This is a genomic window from Roseicyclus sp. (genome assembly GCF_965662675.1).
Classification (GTDB): Bacteria; Pseudomonadota; Alphaproteobacteria; order Rhodobacterales; family Rhodobacteraceae; genus Roseicyclus.
On sequence record NZ_CBFIIK010000003.1, the window covers coordinates 69,001 to 86,902 of the forward strand.

The window sequence follows — 17,902 nt, forward strand, 5'->3', positions numbered from 1 at the left end:
CGGCAACGATACTTCGTTAACTGGAATATCCCCCCGCGTGGCTCAATCATAAAGTGAAAATTCTTCTGGCATACAAGATCAACATCACCCCCCCCTCACAACATACTCGGCACAACCAGATCGGGCGGCCTATGGCCATCGGCGAAGGTCTTGATGTTGATCAGCACCTTCTCGCCCATCTCGATGCGGCCCTCTTTCGTAGCCGATCCCATATGGGGCAAGAGCACCACGTTGGGCAGTTCGCGCAGGCGGGGGTTCACCTCGCGGCCGCGCTCGAAGACGTCGAGGCCCGCGCCGCCGATCTCGCCTGCGCGCAGCATGCGGGTCAGCGCGTTCTCGTCGATCACTTCCCCGCGCGAGGTGTTCACGATCACCGCCGAGGGTTTCATCAGCTTCAACCGCCGCGCGTTGAGCAGGTGGAAGGTCGAGGGCGTGTGCGGGCAATTGATCGAGATCACATCCATCCGCGACAACATCTGGTCAAGGCTGTCCCAATAGGTCGCCTCGAGCGCGGTCTCGATATCGGCATGAAGGCGGCGGCGGTTGTGGTAATGCACCTGCATCCCAAAGGCACGCGCGCGGCGTGCCACGGCCTGACCGATGCGGCCCATGCCCAAGATGCCCAAGCGCTTGCCGCCGACGCGCCCACCCATGAAGGCCGTGGGGGCCCAGCCCTCCCAGCGGCTTTCCTGCATCACCGCCATCCCCTCGGGCAAGCGGCGCAAGACGGCCAGGATCAGCGCCATCGCCATATCGGCGGTGTCATCGGTCATCACGCCCGGCGTGTTCGACACCAGAACGCCGCGCTGGCGGGCCGTCGCCACATCGATATGATCGACGCCTGCGCCGTAATTGGCGATCAGCTTCAGCCGCTCACCCGCCTGCGCCAGCATCGCGCCATCGATGCGGTCGGTGATACAAGGCACGATCACATCGGCGCGCGCCATCGCTGCGACAAGCTCCGCCTTGGTCATCGGTACATCCGCGCCGCTAAGTTCGACGTTGAACAACTCGCTCATCCGCGTCTCGACGACCTCGGGCAACCGTCGCGTCACGACAACACTCAATCGCTGCGCTGGCATTCGTCGCATCCCCCTGCTGGCAATCCCGCCTTTCCTCTGACACTCTCGCATCCGAACCGGCGACGCAAGCCGCGCGGCGAGCGCCGGACCGCACCACCCCGCACCCGGCACGGGCAGCGGGACCAAGGACAGAGACGAGCAGTATGAACAAAGCATGGGTCAGGCCGGGTATGGCCACCGCTCTCACGGCGCTGATCTTCGCCCTGCCCGGCATAGCGCTGGCCGAGACATCCACGGCGACGCAAGCACCCCAACCGCGGCCGACAAGCGCCACCGCCGCGTTGGTCCCTGCGCCGCAATCGGTTCAACCCGCCGAGGATACAGCCGAAAGCGCCGTCCCATCGCCACAGATCACGGGACCGCAGCGCGGCTCGGTGACGGGCTTTCCCATACCGCGTTTCGTCTCGATCAAGGCCTCCGAGGCCAATGTCAGGCGCGGCCCATCGCGCAGTCACCGCATCGACTGGGTCTTTCAGCGCCGCAATATGCCGGTGATGGTGGTCGCAGAACATGGCCATTGGCGGCGCATCATCGACCGCGACGGTGCGGGCGGCTGGGTGCATTACACACTTTTGTCGGGCGAGCGGACCGCCATCGTGACCGCCGAGATGCTGCCGATCTACACGCGCCCCGACACCGGCGCGACGATCCGCGCGCGCGCCGAGCGCGACGTCATCGCCGAATTGCGCCAATGCCAAACCGGCTGGTGCGAGATCGAGGCCGGCGGCTTTCGCGGCTGGGTCGCGGTCTCGGGGCTGTGGGGTGTCGATCCGGACGAGCAGATCGACTGAACCCCGCAGCCGCCCTCCGCCTGCGTGAAAGGCCGCCATCCCGATGATCCCCGATCCGACCCCGCAACGTGCCGAGGTTCCCGATGCGCGACTTGGCGCCGCGATGCTGGCCACGCGACTGTCCTTTCTCGCGGCGGGTTTCGTCATGGCCTGCTGGGCGCCGCTGATCCCCTTCGCCAAGGCACAGGTCGGCGCGGATGAGGGGGTCTTCGGCCTCTTGCTGCTCTGCCTTGGGGTTGGCGCGATCCTTGCCATGCCGCTGACGGGATATCTGAGTGCGCGCACGGGGGCGCGACCGATGATCTTGCTGGGCGGCTTCGGGCTGGTCGCGATCTTGCCCTTGCTGGTGCTGGCCCCTTCGGTCTGGGCGCTTGGCCTTGCCTTGGCGCTTTTCGGCGCCGCACTCGGCACCATCGATGTGGCGATGAACATCCATGCCGCCGAGGTCGAAACCCGCGCCGCGCGCCCGATGATGTCGGGCTTTCACGCGATGTGGAGCGTGGGGGGCATCTTGGGCGCGGGTGGGCTGACGGCGCTCTTGTCGCTCGGGCTGTCGCCCCTTGGCGCGGCCCTTTTGGGAAGCGGTCTGGCCGGCGTCGCGATGATCTTGGCCGCGCCCCGCCTTTTGCGGCGATCGGGCGGGGCCAAGCCTGAATTCGTCCGCCCGCGCGGTGTCGTGCTGCTCTTGGCCATCCTTGCCGCGATCTCGTTCCTCGTCGAGGGGGCGGTGCTGGATTGGGGCGCGCTCCTGATGGTGGCCCAAGGGCTGATGGAGCCGACGGGCGCGGGCATCGGCTACATGCTGTTTTCCATCGCCATGACGATCGCGCGGCTGACGGGTGACAGGGTCGTCGCAGCCCTCGGGCGCAAACAGGTGATGATCACGGGCGGTCTGATCGCCATGGCGGGCATCGCGCTGACGCTTGTGCCGGGCGTGCTTTGGCCCGCGCTTTTGGGGTTTGCCCTAATCGGTCTGGGCTGCGCCAATCTTGTGCCGGTTCTCTTCAGCCTTGCCGCGCAAAGCCGCGACATGGCCCCCGGCATGGCGGTCGCCGCCGTCACCACCACGGGCTATGCGGGCATCTTGCTGGGCCCGGCCCTGATCGGCTTTGCGGCTGACGCGACCAGCCTTGCCATAGCCTTCGGTGCCTTGGTGGTTGCGATGGCGGCCTTTCCCTTGGCCGCCGCCCGCGCCAGCCGACCCTAGGCCACCCGGTCGAGGCCGCGCCCCTTCAACAGCGCCTCCACCCCCGGCATCCGGCCACGAAAGGCGGTGTAAAGCTGATCGGCCTCTTGGCTGCCGCCCGCCGACAAGATGAACCGCTCCAGCCGCGCCGCCGTTTCAGGATCGAAGGGATCGCCCACCTCCTCGAAGGCGGCAAAGGCATCGGCATCCATCACCTCGGACCACATGTAGGAATAATACCCCGCCGAATAGCCATCGCCCGAGAACACATGCGCAAAATGCGGCGTCGCATGGCGCATTCCGATCGCCGCAGGCATGCCGATGCGCGCAAGCGTCGCGGCCTCCGCCGCCATCGGGTCGGCGGGCGCGGGGCCGTCATGGAAATCCAGATCGACAAGGGCCGAGGCGACATATTCCACTGTCTGGAACCCCATGTCATAGGTCCGCGCCGCAAGCAGCCGGTCGCGCAAGGCCACAGGGATCGGCGCGCCGGTCACGGCATGGCGGGCATGGCGATCCAGCACCTCGGGCACCTCCAGCCAATGCTCGTAAAGCTGGCTGGGCAATTCCACGAAATCGCGCGCCACGCTTGTGCCGCTGATCGAGCCATAGGTCACATCCGATAGCATCTGGTGCAGCGCATGGCCGAACTCGTGAAACAACGTGCGCGCATCGTCATAGGACAACAGGCACGGATCGCCCTTGGCGAAATTGCACACATTGACCACGATGGGGCGTACATCGCCGCCCAGTTTCTTCTGGCTGCGCATCGCCGAACACCACGCGCCCGACCGTTTCGAGCCGCGCGCGAAATAATCACCCACGAACACCGCCACATGGCGCCCCCCGCGCGTCACTTCCCATGCCCGCGCATCCGGGTGGTAAAGATCGACATCGAGCGGCCGAAACTCCAACCCGAACAGCCGCGTCGCGCTATCAAAACCCGCTTCGATCATCGCATCGAGCTGGAAATAGGGCTTCAGCTCCGCCTCGTTCAGATCATGCTCGGCCAAGCGCCGCTTTTCCGAATAATAGCGCCAATCCCACGGCGCGAGCGCGTCATTGATCCCATCGGCATGGAGCATCGCGGTCAGCCGCTCCGCATCAACCTCGGCCTGCGCGCGCGCGGGCGCCCAGACCGCCATCAACAGATCGCGCACCGCTGCCGGATTGCCCGCCATCTCGGTCTCAAGCTTGTAGGCCGCGAAACTCTCATATCCCAGCAACGCCGCTCGCTCGGCGCGCAGCGCGAGAATCTCGGCACTCAGCACGCGGTTATCGCTTTCGCCCCCATTCGCCCCCCGCGCAGCCCATGCCCGATAGGCCCGCTCACGCAGATCGCGCCGGGGCGAGAATTGCAAGAACGGCACGATCAGCGAGCGCGACAGCGTCACCACCGGCCCCGCCTGCCCCTTTTCACGCCCCGCCTCACGCGCGGCCGCGACCACGAACTCGGGCAGACCCGCCAGATCGGCCTCAGACAGCGCCATGAACCAATCGCGCTCATCGGCCAACAGGTTCTGCGTGAATTGCGTGCCCAACACCGCCAACCGCGACTTGACCGCCGTCAACCGATCCCGCGCCGCGCCCTCCAGCGCCGCGCCCGACCGGACAAAGGACCGATGCGTCAGGGTCAGCACGCGCATCTCTTCATCGCCAAGCCCCAGTTCATCCCGCCGCTGCCACAGATCGTCGACCCGCGCGAAGAGCGCGGCATTATTGGTGATCTCCGATGCATAGGCCGACAGCATCGGCGCGAAGTCCCGCTGCAACGCATCGCGCGCCGGGTTCGCATCGGCGCCGGACAGGTTGTAGAATACGCCGGCCACCCGGTCGAGCAGCTGATCGGCCAATTCCAAAGCAGCGATGGTATTGGCGAAGCTGGGCGGCGCGGGGTTCTCGGCAATCGCCGCCACGGCCGCCCGCCCCTCGTCCAAAGCCGCCGCCATCGCGGGCGCGAAATCCCCATCCGCGATCCGCGCGAAAGGCGGCAGGCCAAAGGGCGTATCCCATGTCTCGAGCAGCGGATTTGTCATATGCGAAATCTCCTTCAGATCACGAGATAGGCCAAAGGGGCCGATCCTGCACCCCTTCTTCGTTTCAAAAATATCCCGGGGGGAACACCCGGCACGGGTGTGGGGGGCAGCGCCCCCCTAAACGCCGCCGCAGACCGGGCAATCGCCCCGCCGCGCCAGCTTGATCTCGCGGCTTTCCGCCATCAAGGCATCATGGATCACCATCCGCCCGGCCAAGGGCACCCCCGCCCCGGTGATCAGCTTGACGGCCTCCATCGCCATCATCGCTCCGATCACACCCGGCAAGGCCCCGACGACGCCCGTTTCGGCACAGGTGGCCGACAGCCCGGGCGCGGGCGCTTGCGGAAAGATGCACGCCATGCAGGGCGCGCCGCGCGCCGGGTCATAGACCGTCACCTGCCCCTCCCAAGCCGAGATCGCGCCCGCCACGACCGGCTTGCCTGCGCGCACTGCGGCCCGGTTGATCATCGCGCGGGCAGCGAAGCTGTCGGTGCCATCGAGGATCAGATCATATTCGGCGAACAGCTCCGCCGCGATCCCCTCCTCCAGCGCCCGGTTATAGGGCCTGACCTCGACATGGGGGTTCAAATCCGCCATTGCCTTCTGCGCCGAAAAAACCTTGGGCATGCCTTGGCGCGCATCCGTGTGGATCACCTGCCGCTGCAAATTCGACAGGCTGACGGTATCGGCGTCGATCACGCCCACCCGCCCCACACCGGCGGCAGCAAGATACAAAAGCGCAGGCGCCCCCAGCCCCCCCGCGCCCACGACCAGCACCCGCGCCGCCTTCAGCGCGCGCTGGCCCGACCCGCCGATCTCGCGCAGCGTGATATGGCGGGCGTAGCGCTCCAACTCCTCATCCGAGAACGGCCCCTTCGGTGCGGCTACAGGCGCGGCTTGCACGCTGCGATCCGCCCGCGCGCGCAACCATCCAAGCCCACCGCGATAGACCAGAACCACCCCAACCAAGATGCCCACGAACAACCATTCACCCAGCGAGCCACCCGTCGCCTGTCGCAAGGGATGCGTAATGGGCAGCACGATCTGCACCGCGACGACCGCAAGATAGAGCAAAGCCAGCATGACGAAGCGCGCCCGATAGGGGGTCTTCATCAGATGCCCCAAGCCCCAAAGCATTGCGCCCAGCGCCAGCACGAACACCATTCAAGCCACCCCGGTCGAGCCGAAACCGCCTGCGCCGCGCGCGGTCTGATCCAAGCCATCCACAATGACGAAGCGCGCCTGGATCACCGGCGCGATCACCGCTTGCGCGATGCGGTCCCCGTGGCCCACCACGAAATCCTCCTGCCCGAAATTCACCAAGATCACCCCCAAGGGCCCGCGATAATCGCTGTCGATCGTGCCGGGGCTGTTGGGCAGCCCCACCCCATGCTTCAGCGCGAGGCCCGAGCGCGGGCGGATCTGCATCTCATAGCCTTGCGGGATCGCCACGCGCAGCCCCGTCGGCACCAAGACCCGCGCACCGGGGACCAAGATCAACCCTGCCGCCCGATCCTCGGGCATCAGATTGGCGCGCAGATCGGCCCCCGCCGCCCCCGCAGTGGCATAATCGGGCAGCGCCACGCCGGGATCGGCCCATGCCTCGCGCAAGGTCTCGATCACAACGCCCATAACGCCCCCTTCATCTTTCCAAAAATACGCATGCGTCCTTGCCGCTCAGGCCAGCGCATCGGCAATGCGCAGGGCCAGCCGCCGGGCGACCTCGGCCTTGGCCAAGCGCGGCCAGCTTTCCGCGCCCTCGGCGGTGATCAGCGTGACCGCATTCTCGGCCCCGCCCATGATCCCCGTCTCGGGCGAGACATCATTGGCCACGATCCAATCGCAGCCCTTGCGCGCGCGCTTGGCCTCGGCATGGGCCACGACCGTCTCGGTCTCGGCGGCAAAGCCCACCACAAGCCGCGGACGCCCCGCGCCCATCTGCGCGACATGGGCCAAGATGTCGGGGTTTTCCGCGAACGCCAGCGCGGGCGGCCTGCCCGTGCCATCCTTCTTCATCTTCTGCCCGGCGGCATTGGCCACCCGCCAATCGGCCACCGCCGCGGCAAAGACCGCCGCATCGGCCGGAAGTGCCGCCGCCACCGCATCGGCCATCTGTTGCGCCGTTTCCACCGCGAACACATCGACACCGAAAGGCGGCGGCACGCTGGCGGGACCGGTGATGAAACTCACCCTTGCCCCCAGATCGCGCAGCGCTGCCGCAAGTGCCGCCCCTTGCGCCCCTGATGAGCGGTTGGCGATGTAGCGCACCGGGTCGATCGGCTCATGGGTGGGGCCGGATGTGACCAGCACATGCCGCCCCTTGAGCGGCCCATCGCCAAGTGCGGCAGAAATGGCCGCCACGATCTCGGGCACCTCGGCCATGCGCCCCGGCCCGAACTCGCCACAGGCCATCGGCCCCTCGCCCGGCCCAACCATCAGCACGCCATCGGCCTGCAATTGCGTCAGATTGCGCTGCGTCGCAGGGTGCTCCCACATCCGCACATTCATTGAGGGCGCGATCAGCACCCGCTTGTCGGTCGCCAACAAAAGCGTCGTGGCCAAGTCACCCGCCAGCCCCCCCGCCATCTTGCCCATCAGATCGGCCGTGGCGGGGGCCACCACCACCAGATCGGCGGCGCGGCTCAACTCGATATGGCCCATCTCGGCCTCATCGGTCAGATCGAACAGATCGCGGTAAACCTTTTGCGCGGCCAGGGCCGAGACTGACAGTGGTGTGACGAATTCCTCGCCCGCCCGCGTCAGCACCGGGGTCACATGCGCGCCATGCTCGCGCAGTCGCCGGATCAGGTCGAGCGCCTTGTAGGCCGCGATCCCGCCGCCGATGATCAAGAGAATCCGCTTATCCGCCAGCATCCCCGGTCGCCCTTTTGCTCCGCGCGGAAGGTTAGGGGCCCGCCATGCCAAGGGCAATGCCAATCTCCCTCGGCCGCCCCTGCGGCGCGCGCCATAGGTGCTGCGTCACGCGAACGCTGCGGCCCGACGCCTAGCGCAGAAAGGCGATGATCTGGGTCGGCACCACGGCCTCATCGGACCCTATCCGCGCATCGGGTGCGGCGACAGAGATCGACAGGACGAACAGCCCCGCCAAAAGCGCCAATGGCGCATGGAGGATCACGCGGCGAAGAATGACCGAACCTCTTTGGATTGCGCCTCGAGCGTTTTGCGCATCTTGGCGAATGCTGCCGCCTCAAGCTGGCGCACACGCTCCTTGGACAGGCCCAGCTCATCGCCCAAGCTTTCCAGCGTCCGCGGCTCGTCACGCAGTTTGCGTTCGCGCACGATGAAGCGTTCACGCTCATTGAGCGCCTGCATCGCCATGATCAGCCAATCGCGCAGCTGGGCGGTGTCATGGCTTGCCTCGACGATCTCGGCGGCCTGCGCGCTGTCATCTTCCAGCGCATCGATCCATTCGCGCCCATCATCATCGACCGATTGCGTGGCGTTGAGCGAGTAATCGGACCCGGCCAAACGCCCTTCCATCATCTCGACATCATGCAGTGGCACGCCCACTTCGGTGGCGATCATCTGGCGCAGCTGGTGCTTATCAAGGCTTTGGCCCGCAGCCTGTGCCTCGCGTTCCAACCTTGCCTGAACACGGCGCATATTGAAAAACAGCGATTTTTGCGACGAGGTGGACCCGGTGCGCACCATCGACCAGTTACGCATGACGTAATCCTGAATCGATGCCTTGATCCACCACACGGCATAGGTCGAAAAGCGCACGCCGCGATCGGGATCGAACTTGTCGGCAGCTTTCATCAGGCCCAGACCCGCCTCTTGGATCAGGTCGTTCATCGGCGCGCCGTAGCGTTTGAACTTGGCCGCCATCGAGATCGCAAGGCGCATATAGGCTGTCACCAGCCGGTGCAGCGCCTCTTCATCGCGCTGGTCGCGCCAGGCATAAGCCAGCCGCAATTCCGTTTCCGCATCCAGAAGCTCCGCCCGCATCGCGCGGCGGCTGAGGTTCTGATCGCTACCCATGTCTAGTGCCATCTGGGACCCCCCCGGTTCCTCTTGATCACGCATCGGCAAGTCACGTTCTGTTAAGTGTTACGCAGCCAATCGCGTTCCGGTTCACTTTTGGGATGGAAAAAAATTTGCCTTCGGTGACATCGTGCCGAAACGCCAAGCGACACCAGGGATTCGGCCCGGATCACACAAGGATTTTACGATGGACTACACGCTTTTGATCGGGGATCGCTCCTACTCGAGCTGGTCGCTGCGCGGCTGGCTTCCCTTCGCGGCCTTCGACATCCCGGTCCGGGTGCAATCGAATATCCTCTACCGCGCGGAATTTGCCGACGATCTGGCGGCATTCGCCCCCGGCCTGCGCAGCGTGCCCGCGCTCAAGACGCCCCAAGGCGGGCTTTTGACCGATAGTATCGCCATCGCATGGCATCTGGCCGAGGCCTTTCCCGAGCGTGGGCTTTTGCCACTCGAGCCGACACAACGCGCCATGGCCCAAAGCCTGATCGCCGAGATGCATTCGGGCTTTGCCGCCCTGCGCGGCGCCTGCCCGATGAACCTGCGCACGGCATGGGGGGGCTTCACCCCGTCCGAGGCGGTGCTGGCCGACCTCGCCCGGATCGAGGCGATTTGGGCCGCCGCGCGTGCCCGCGCGGCGGGGCCCTTCCTCTTTGGTGCCTACACGCTGGCCGATGTGTTCTACGCCCCTGTGGCCATGCGCATCGCGGGTTATGGCCTGCCCGTATCGGACCACGCGCAAGCCTATGTCGCGGCACATCTGGCCCATATGCCGCTGCGCAGTTGGCGCGCTTTGGGATTATCCGACGGCCCGGAACAGCCGACCTACGAGATGGGCCTGCCGCGCCTGCCCTTTCCCATCGCGCCGCCGGAGATGTGACCGGCGGCATTTACCATTGGTTAAGGCTTCGCCGCTAAGCGTTAACCATGTTCGACACAGCCCGCGCCGAAAGCCTCGCCCGTATCAATACCGTCGCTTTCGAGGGGCTCGAGGCGCGCCGGGTCGAGGTGCAATGCGCCATCACCCCCGGCATCCCGGCCTTTTCGGTGGTGGGCCTGCCCGACAAGGCCGTGTCCGAGGCGCGCGAACGGGTGCGCACCGCGCTTTCGGCGATGGCCATCGCGCTCCCCTCCAAGCGGATCACCGTGAACCTCTCGCCCGCCGATCTGCCCAAGGAGGGGTCTCATTTCGACCTGCCCATCGCGCTGGCACTCTTGGCGGCGCTCGACATCATCCCGCGCGAAAAGGTCGAAGAGGCGATGGCGCTGGGGGAATTGTCGCTCGACGGCAGTTTGGTCTCGGTCATCGGCGCGCTGCCCACGGCGCTTGCGGCAGGCGAGGATGGTCGCGTGCTCTACTGTCCCCAAGGCTGCGGGGCCGAGGCGGCTTGGGTCGGCGCCACCACGGTCTTTGCCGCCCGCGATCTGGCCGCGCTGATCGCCCATTTGACCGAGCGCGCACCGCTGGAACCCGCCCGCCCCGGCGAAGTCGTGGCGACAGCCCATCCCAAATGCCTCTCCGAAGTGCGCGGCCAAGAACGCGCCAAACGCGCGCTGGAAATCGCCGCCGCCGGCCGCCACCATTTGCTGATGGTCGGCAGCCCGGGTTCAGGCAAGTCGATGCTGGCCGCGCGACTGCCCGGCATCTTGCCGCAGCTTTCCGCGCCGGAGGCTTTGGAAACCTCGATGATCCATTCGCTGGCAGGGCTGCTTGACGATGGCGGCATCTCGCGCACGCGACCCTTTCGCGCGCCGCATCACACGGCCTCCATGGCGGCCATCGTGGGCGGTGGGCGCGGGGCGAAGCCGGGCGAGATCAGCCTTGCGCATAACGGCGTCCTGTTCCTCGACGAATTCCCGGAATACCCTCGCGCGGTCCTCGAAACCCTGCGCCAGCCGATCGAAACGGGCGATGTGGTGGTGGCGCGCGCCAATGCCCATGTCACCTATCCCTGCCGCTTTTTGCTGATCGCGGCGGCCAACCCCTGCCGTTGTGGCCAGCTTTACGATGCGGCGCAGGCCTGCGGGCGCGCGCCCTTGTGCGGATCGGACTACATGGGGCGCATTTCGGGGCCTTTGATGGACCGCTTCGATCTGCGCCTCGAGGTGCCGCCGGTGGCCTATGCCGATCTCGACCTGCCCGCGACGGGTGAACGTAGCGCCGTCGTGGCAAAGCGCGTTGCGGCCGCGCGTGCGGTGCAGGCGGCCCGTTTCTCCGCGCTTGGCGCGTCGGCACGGGTGAACGCGGATGCCGAGGGCGCGCTGCTTGACCAGATCGCCACCCCCGATGCGGCGGGAAAGGCGCTTTTGCTGCAGGCCGCCGACCGCTTCAAGCTGACCGCACGCGGCTATCACCGGATCTTGCGTCTGGCACGCACCATCGCCGATCTGGAGGGGGACCACACAATCGGCCATCCCCATATCGCCGAGGCCATCGGCTATCGTTTGATGGGCGGTGCAGGCTGAGCTTCAGCCAAGCCGCGCCGCGATCGCATCCCAGATCAGGCCGGCGACATTAACACCATCGAAACGTTCCAATTCCTGAATTCCTGTGGGCGATGTCACGTTGATCTCGGTCAGGTAGCCGCCGATCACATCGATGCCAACGAAGATCTGCCCCATCTCGCGCAGGCGCGGGCCGATGGCGGCGCAAATCTCATGCTCGCGCGCGGTCAGGCCGATCTTTTCGGCCCGCCCACCCACATGCAGGTTCGAGCGTGTCTCGCCCACCGCAGGCACCCGGTTGATCGCACCCGCGGGATGTCCGTCGACCAAGATGATCCGCTTATCGCCCTTGGCCACATCGGGCAGGAATTTCTGCGCGATCAGCGGTTCGCGGTTCATGCCGGTGAACAGCTCATGCAAGGAATTGAGATTGCGGTCGCTTTCGGGAAGCCGGAACACCCCTGCGCCGCCGTTGCCGTAAAGCGGCTTGAGGATGATATCGCCGTGCTTTTCCTTGAACGCGCGCAAAACCGACAGATCGCGCGCAATGGTGGTGGGCGGCGTCAGATCGGGGAAATCGAGAACCAGCAGCTTTTCGGGATTGTTACGCACCCAAAACGGGTCATTGACCACCAAGGTTTGGCCCTTGAGCCGGTCGAGCAGATGCGTGGTGGTGATATACCCCATGTCGAAAGGCGGATCTTGGCGTAGCCAGACCACATCGGCATCGGCAAGATCCAAATCGATCATCGGCCCCAAATGCGCATGATCGCCCTTGACCCGCTGCACGCGAAGGCTGTGCGCGCGCGCCATGATGCGCCCCTCGCGATAGCTCAGATGATCAGGGGTATAGAAGAAAAGGTCATGGCCGCGCGCCTGCGCCTCTTCGGCCAGGCGAAAGCTGCTATCGGCATCGATATTGACCGACCCGATCGGGTCCATCTGAAAGGCGACTTTCATGCTTCAAGCTCCCGGGCTTTGCGCGACACCCTTGTTTGGCCCGTCGCGGGCCAAGGCGCAAGACCGGGCGGTGACGCCGCGCCTTAACCTGCCTGCAGCGCATTGGGGATCACATCGATACGCCCCCTGCCATCGACCAAGGCGACATCGAAGCGCATTGGTGTCAGCGAGCCTGTGCCGAAAAACCCAAGCGCGGCCTCGGCGCTGGCCAAGAGCCGCCCGACCTGGTGCCGCGTCAGATGCGCCACGGCCTGCGCGAAGCTGCGAGAGGATTTCACCTCGACGAAAACAATCTCGCCCGCCTTCGACATGACCAGATCAATCTCACCGGCAGCACCGCGCCAGCGGCGGCACAACAACCGATAACCCGATGCACGGTAGGCCGCCAAAACCGTATCCTCCGCCGCCTTGCCCGCCAGATAGGACTTCAAACCACTCATCCCGCATCCTCATCCTTGAGCGCCAAGGCGCGCTGATACACATCCCGCCGGGGCAAACCCAATGCCTCGGCCACTTCTGCCGCCGCTTCCTTCACGCGCAAACGGCCCAAGGCGTCGCGCAGGGCCGCGTCGATATCGGCCGCATCGGCCACCACGGCCAAGGGCCGCCCGATGACCAAGGCGATTTCCCCCTTCACAGGGGCATCCGCCAGCGCGTCGCGCAAGCTGCCCAAGGTGCCGCGCCGCACCTCTTCGAAGCGTTTGGTCAGCTCCCGGCACAACGCCGCCTCTCGCGCTTCACCCCATGCTTCGCACAATTCACCTAACAATCTGTGAATGCGTTTGGGGCTTTCATAGATGACAAGCGTCGCAGGCACCGTGCCGATCTCATCGCACCAGCGTGCCCGGGCACCGGCCTGCGCCGGGGGAAAGCCTGCGAACATGAACCGATCCGACGGCAGGCCCGAGATGCTCAATGCCATGATCGCGGCGGATGGTCCGGGGGCGGCGGTCACGGGCATTCCCGCCTCGATCACCGCACGCGCCAGCTGATAGCCCGGATCAGCGACGACCGGTGTCCCCGCCTCCGAGGCATAGGCCACGCTCTTGCCATCGGCCAGCGCACGCAAGATGCGCGGGCGCACCTCGGCCCCATTGTGATCATGATAGGCCAAAAGCGGTCTGCCACCCAGCTTGATGCCATGAATTTCCATCAGATGGCGCAGCGTGCGGGTATCCTCGGCCGCCAATACATCGGCGCTGCTCAGAATATCGAGCGCGCGCAAGGTGATGTCGCGTGCCGCCCCGATCGGGGTGGCGACGAGGTAAAGCCCGGCGACCAAGGGCTTTTGCCGCGCGATCGCCGCATCGGCGGCCTGTTCGTCATCATGCATCGGTGAGGTCCCGCCCGTCGCGCCGCACATGGTGTCGGCATCGTTTACTTGTCACCGCGAACGCCTTAGCCTAGGGCCGTAGGAATGGCAGCGTCCATCGGAGGTGAGTGTGCGATGATTTCCGCTTTGCGTCTTTTCCGCAAGCCCTTGCGGCTCGTCGGTCTTTTTGGAGCCATGGCCCTGCTTGCGGCCTGCCAAGGCACCGGCACGGGCGCGGGTCCGCGTGTCGGCGGCCAGACCGTTCAGGTAGCCATGCTTTTGCCCATGAGTTCGCAACAAGGCGGCGACGCGGTCATCGCGCGCAGCCTCGAGAATGCGGCGCGCATGGCGGTCGCCGATCTGCAGGGGATCACGATCGAGATCACGGTCTATGATACAGCGGGCCAGGCCGCGACCGCGGCCAATGTCGCGCGCGAAGCGGTCGCCGCCGGTGCCGATGTCATCGTCGGCCCCTTGCGCTCGGATGCCGCCGCCGCCGTCGGCGTTGCGGTCGCCAGCTCCAATGTCGCGGTGCTGAGTTTCTCCAATAACACCGAGATCGCGGGCGGCAATGTCTTCGTCTTGGGCCATACCTTCGCCAATACCGCGGCGCGGGTCGTCTCCTATGCCGCATCGCAGGGGCGCAATCGCATCGTGGTGGCGCATGCGCAGAACTTGGCCGGCGATGTGGCGCGCGACGCGGTCTTGCGTGCAGCGCAAGCTTCGAGCGCGACTGTCGTCTCGGTCGTGCCATATGAATTCTCGCAAACCGGCGTGATCGAGGCCGTGCCGCGCATCGTGGGGGCGGTGAATGACAGCGGCGCGAACGCGCTGATGATGACCGCCGACAGCGCCGGCGCCCTGCCCTTCTTGGCGCAGTTGTTGCCCGAGAACGGCCTCGATGTCGGCGCGGTGCGGATGATGGGGCTGACGCGTTGGGACACGCCGCCGCAAACGCTGGAGCTTTCGGGGCTGCAAGGGGGCTGGTTCGCCGTGCCCGACCCACAGGCCACGGCCGATTTCAACGCCCGCTACGCGGCGTCCTTCAGCGGACCACCGCATATCCTCGGCGCCTTGGGCTATGACGCGATCCGCGCGGTGGGCGAGACCGCCGCCGCCACGGGCCGTATTGGCACTGGCGATCTGACGGCAAGCTCTGGTTTTCAGGGCGCGAACGGGGTATTCCGGCTGCGCAGCGATGGCACGAACGAACGGGCCATGGCGATCGCGCAGGTAACCCAAAATCAGGTGGCCATGATTGACCCCGCCCCAAGACGCCTTGGCGGTTTCGGTTTCTGACCGAAACCCGACCCTTCCACCGACCGCATCCGAACCGGGCGAGCTGATCGCACCGGCGCATGAGATTCTGGATGAAGCCGCGCTCTGTGCCGAACTTGACGCCGCGATCGCAGGGCTGACCGATGCGGGCGCATTGCGCGCGGCGGCGACCCAATGCCTTCAGGCGGCACAAGACAAGGGCCGCGCGGTCATCACCGCGGGGATCGCCGCGCAGCCGCTGACCGCGCGGCGCATCACCCGCGCCTATACCCATCTAACCGATGGCCTGGTGCGGGCGGTGTTGCATGCCGCCCATGCGCATGTCGCACCAAGTGGCACGGCCGAAACCGAGCGGATGGCCGTGATGGCCGTGGGCGGCTATGGCCGTGGCGAAATGGCCCCGCATTCCGATGTCGATCTGCTTTTCGTCAGCTCCCGCGAGATCACGCCGCAGATGGAAAAGGTGATCGAATTCGCCCTCTACATGCTGTGGGATCTGCATCTGAAAGTCGGCCATGCCAGCCGAACGCTCAAGGAGTGTCTCAAGCTCGGCAAACAAGATGTGACGATCCGCACCAGCTTGCTCGAGATGCGTCAGATCACCGGCGATGCCGCCATCGCACAAGAGTTGCAAAAAACCCTGCGCAACCAGCTTTTCCGCGGCACGGTGGGCGATTTCATCGAGGCCAAGCTTGCAGAACGCGCCACCCGACACCGCAAGCAAGGCGGCCAGCGCTACGTCGTCGAGCCCAATGTCAAGGAAGGCAAGGGCGGGCTGCGCGATCTGCAAACCCTCTACTGGATCGCGAAATACGAACATGGTGTGACGCGGGCGGGTGAGTTGGTGGCACTTGGCGTGTTCTTGCCCGAGGAATTCGCGGCATTCGACGCGGCCGAACGCTTTCTATGGGCGGTGCGCTGCCATCTGCATCTGATCGCCGAGCGCGCGCAGGACCAACTGACCTTCGACAATCAGGTCGCCGTGGCCGAGCGCTTGGGCTACCGTGACCATTCTGGGCGGCGCGCGGTCGAGCACTTCATGCAAGATTATTTCCGCCACGCCACCCGCGTGGGCGAGCTGACGCGCATCTTCCTGACCGAGCTCGAAGCGCGCCATGTCAAGCAGGAGCCGGGACTTTTGGGCTTTCTGCGCGGGCGCACGCGGCGCAAGAAACTCAAGCCCGGCTACGTGGTGAAGCAAAATCGCATCAGCGTGGCCAATGAGGCGGTGTTTTTCGCCGACAAGCTCAACATGCTACGCCTGTTTCAAGAGGCGTTGCGCACGGGCTACCTGTTGCATCCCGATGTGATGCGCGCGCTCTCCTCCAATCTCAAGCTGATCGACGACGAGATGCGCCGCGACCCCGAGGCGGTGGGGATTTTCCTCGATCTGCTGCTCAAGCATGGCAATCCCGAACGCGCGCTTCGCCGGATGAACGAGCTTGGCGTGCTGGCCGCCTTCCTGCCGGAATTCGCCCCCATCGTCGCGATGATGCAGTTCAACATGTATCACAGCTACACGGTCGATGAGCATACGATCCAAGTCATCTCGACTTTGGCCCAGATCGAACGCGGCGAGTTGAAAGAGGAACTTCCGGTCGCCTCTGGCATCTTGAAGGAGGGGATCAACCGCAAGGTGCTTTATCTGGCTTGCCTGCTGCACGATATCGGCAAGGGACGGAAAGAGGATCACTCGATCCTTGGGGCCCGCATCGCGCGCAGTATCGGGCCGCGCTTGGGGCTCAAACAGGCCGAGGCAGAAACGCTGGAATGGCTGGTGCGCTACCATCTGCTGATGTCGGACATGGCGCAAAAGCGCGACATCGCCGACCCGCGCACGGTACGCGATTTCGCCAAGGCGGTGAAAACCCGCGAACGGCTCGACCTGCTGACAGTGCTGACGGTTTGCGACATTCGGGGCGTCGGGCCGCATACATGGAACAATTGGAAGGCCACGCTGTTGCGCGGTCTGCATCGCGCGACCGCCATGGCGCTTGATACCGGGCTTGAGGATCTCAACCGCGACAAGCTCGAGGGTGAGGCCAAGCGCGCCCTGCGCGACGCGCTGAGCGGTTGGGCAAAGGCCGATCTCAAGGCCGAGATGGACCGCCATTATGGCCCCTATTGGCAAGGTCTCGATCTCGCCACCCAAGTCACCTTCGCCGAAATGCTGCGCGATCTGGGCGCAGACGAGATCCGCATCGACACCCGCGAAGACCTTGACCGCGACGCGACGCGCGTATGCTTTGCGCTCAACGATCACCCCGGCATCTTCAGCCGGCTTGCCGGTGCGCTCTCACTGGTCGGCGCCAATGTGGTGGACGCGCGCACCTATACCTCCAAGGATGGCTATGCGACCGCCGTCTTCTGGGTGCAAGACGCCGAGGGCAACCCCTACGAGGCGCGCCGCCTGCCGCGCCTGCGCGAGATGATCGACAAGACGCTCAAGGGCGAGGTCGTGGCCTCGCGCGCGCTGGAAGGCCGCGAAAAGATCAAGAAGCGCGAGCGCCCCTTCAAGGTGGCGACCAATATCACCTTCGACAATGACGGCTCGGAAATCTACACCATCATCGAGGTCGACACCCGCGACCGCCCCGGCCTGCTTTATGATCTGACCAAGACGCTGGCGGCCTCCAACATCTATATTTCCTCTGCCGTGATCGCGACCTATGGCGCGCAGGTGGTCGATACCTTCTACGTCAAGGACATGTTCGGCCTGAAGCTGCACACCAAATCCCGCCAAGAGGCGCTTGAGCGCAAGCTGCGTGACGCGATCGCGCGCGTGGCTGAACGGGCGGGCGCCTGAG

General features: G+C 65.4%; 16 protein-coding genes. 6 read left to right on the forward strand and 10 right to left on the reverse strand.

All coding sequences use genetic code 11. The features are described 5' to 3' along the window. Nucleotides 1-95: 95 nt before the first annotated feature. Nucleotides 96-1,082: a 2-hydroxyacid dehydrogenase gene (locus ACTG4J_RS01470; RefSeq protein ID WP_439136718.1), complete on the reverse strand. Its 987-nt coding sequence runs from the start codon at nucleotides 1,080-1,082 to the stop codon at nucleotides 96-98. 170 nt (nucleotides 1,083-1,252) lie between these two features. On the opposite strand from ACTG4J_RS01470, the gene ACTG4J_RS01475 reads away from it, so the two are divergent. Together ACTG4J_RS01475 and ACTG4J_RS01480 are read left to right on the forward strand one after the other, a co-directional pair. Further along, entirely contained in the window at nucleotides 1,253-1,873 is a 621-nt protein-coding gene (locus ACTG4J_RS01475) for an SH3 domain-containing protein (protein ID WP_439136719.1), read from the forward strand. Nucleotides 1,874-1,916: 43 nt separating this feature from the next. Beyond that, nucleotides 1,917-3,080, forward strand: coding sequence for an MFS transporter (locus ACTG4J_RS01480; protein ID WP_439136720.1), 1,164 nt, complete (start codon nucleotides 1,917-1,919; stop codon nucleotides 3,078-3,080). Here ACTG4J_RS01480 and ACTG4J_RS01485 read toward each other — a convergent pair. From ACTG4J_RS01485 to ACTG4J_RS01510, 6 genes are all read right to left on the reverse strand, one after another. Next, on the reverse strand, nucleotides 3,077-5,095 hold the full coding sequence (locus ACTG4J_RS01485) for a M3 family metallopeptidase (RefSeq protein ID WP_439136721.1): 2,019 nt from the start codon (nucleotides 5,093-5,095) through the stop codon (nucleotides 3,077-3,079). The genes ACTG4J_RS01480 and ACTG4J_RS01485 overlap by 4 nt on opposite strands. A 117-nt stretch (nucleotides 5,096-5,212) precedes the next feature. After that, nucleotides 5,213-6,259, reverse strand: a complete 1,047-nt coding sequence (locus ACTG4J_RS01490; RefSeq protein ID WP_439136722.1) for a HesA/MoeB/ThiF family protein — start codon at nucleotides 6,257-6,259, stop codon at nucleotides 5,213-5,215. Continuing rightward, on the reverse strand, nucleotides 6,260-6,727 hold the full coding sequence (dut, locus tag ACTG4J_RS01495; protein ID WP_439136723.1) for a dUTP diphosphatase: 468 nt from the start codon (nucleotides 6,725-6,727) through the stop codon (nucleotides 6,260-6,262). It lies immediately after the preceding gene. Between the two features lie 45 nt (nucleotides 6,728-6,772). Further along, nucleotides 6,773-7,969: a bifunctional phosphopantothenoylcysteine decarboxylase/phosphopantothenate--cysteine ligase CoaBC gene (coaBC, locus tag ACTG4J_RS01500; RefSeq protein WP_439136724.1), complete on the reverse strand. Its 1,197-nt coding sequence runs from the start codon at nucleotides 7,967-7,969 to the stop codon at nucleotides 6,773-6,775. Between the two features lie 130 nt (nucleotides 7,970-8,099). Further along, complete coding sequence (locus ACTG4J_RS01505; protein WP_439136725.1) at nucleotides 8,100-8,231, reverse strand: hypothetical protein; 132 nt, start codon at nucleotides 8,229-8,231, stop codon at nucleotides 8,100-8,102. After that, nucleotides 8,228-9,109 (reverse strand): RNA polymerase factor sigma-32, encoded by an 882-nt coding sequence (locus tag ACTG4J_RS01510; protein ID WP_439136726.1) that lies wholly within the window; start codon nucleotides 9,107-9,109, stop codon nucleotides 8,228-8,230. Before ACTG4J_RS01510 ends, ACTG4J_RS01505 begins: the two co-directional genes overlap by 4 nt. Before the next feature lie 178 nt (nucleotides 9,110-9,287). Here ACTG4J_RS01510 and ACTG4J_RS01515 point away from each other — a divergent pair, with 178 nt between their 5' ends. Both ACTG4J_RS01515 and ACTG4J_RS01520 read left to right on the forward strand, forming a co-directional pair. Further along, complete coding sequence (locus ACTG4J_RS01515; RefSeq protein WP_439136727.1) at nucleotides 9,288-9,980, forward strand: glutathione S-transferase; 693 nt, start codon at nucleotides 9,288-9,290, stop codon at nucleotides 9,978-9,980. Nucleotides 9,981-10,027: 47 nt separating this feature from the next. Further along, nucleotides 10,028-11,566, forward strand: a complete 1,539-nt coding sequence (locus ACTG4J_RS01520; protein WP_439136728.1) for a YifB family Mg chelatase-like AAA ATPase — start codon at nucleotides 10,028-10,030, stop codon at nucleotides 11,564-11,566. A gap of 3 nt (nucleotides 11,567-11,569) precedes the next feature. Here the strand turns inward: ACTG4J_RS01520 and gshB are convergent, their stop codons facing one another. From gshB to rsmI, 3 genes are all read right to left on the reverse strand, one after another. Beyond that, the gene (gene gshB, locus ACTG4J_RS01525; RefSeq protein WP_439136729.1) at nucleotides 11,570-12,505 is read right to left on the reverse strand and encodes a glutathione synthase; all 936 of its coding nucleotides are present in this window, start codon (nucleotides 12,503-12,505) and stop codon (nucleotides 11,570-11,572) included. Nucleotides 12,506-12,588: 83 nt separating this feature from the next. Further along, nucleotides 12,589-12,945 (reverse strand): YraN family protein, encoded by a 357-nt coding sequence (locus ACTG4J_RS01530; RefSeq protein WP_439136730.1) that lies wholly within the window; start codon nucleotides 12,943-12,945, stop codon nucleotides 12,589-12,591. Beyond that, nucleotides 12,942-13,838, reverse strand: a complete 897-nt coding sequence (gene rsmI / locus ACTG4J_RS01535; RefSeq protein WP_439136731.1) for a 16S rRNA (cytidine(1402)-2'-O)-methyltransferase — start codon at nucleotides 13,836-13,838, stop codon at nucleotides 12,942-12,944. The genes ACTG4J_RS01530 and rsmI overlap by 4 nt, the downstream gene beginning before the upstream one ends. Nucleotides 13,839-14,012: 174 nt before the next feature. On the opposite strand from rsmI, the gene ACTG4J_RS01540 reads away from it, so the two are divergent. Both ACTG4J_RS01540 and ACTG4J_RS01545 read left to right on the forward strand, forming a co-directional pair. Further along, nucleotides 14,013-15,116 (forward strand): penicillin-binding protein activator, encoded by a 1,104-nt coding sequence (locus ACTG4J_RS01540; protein ID WP_439136732.1) that lies wholly within the window; start codon nucleotides 14,013-14,015, stop codon nucleotides 15,114-15,116. Further along, nucleotides 15,076-17,901, forward strand: coding sequence for a [protein-PII] uridylyltransferase (locus tag ACTG4J_RS01545; RefSeq protein ID WP_439136733.1), 2,826 nt, complete (start codon nucleotides 15,076-15,078; stop codon nucleotides 17,899-17,901). The genes ACTG4J_RS01540 and ACTG4J_RS01545 overlap by 41 nt, the downstream gene beginning before the upstream one ends. The last annotated feature ends 1 nt before the right edge of the window (nucleotide 17,902 follow it).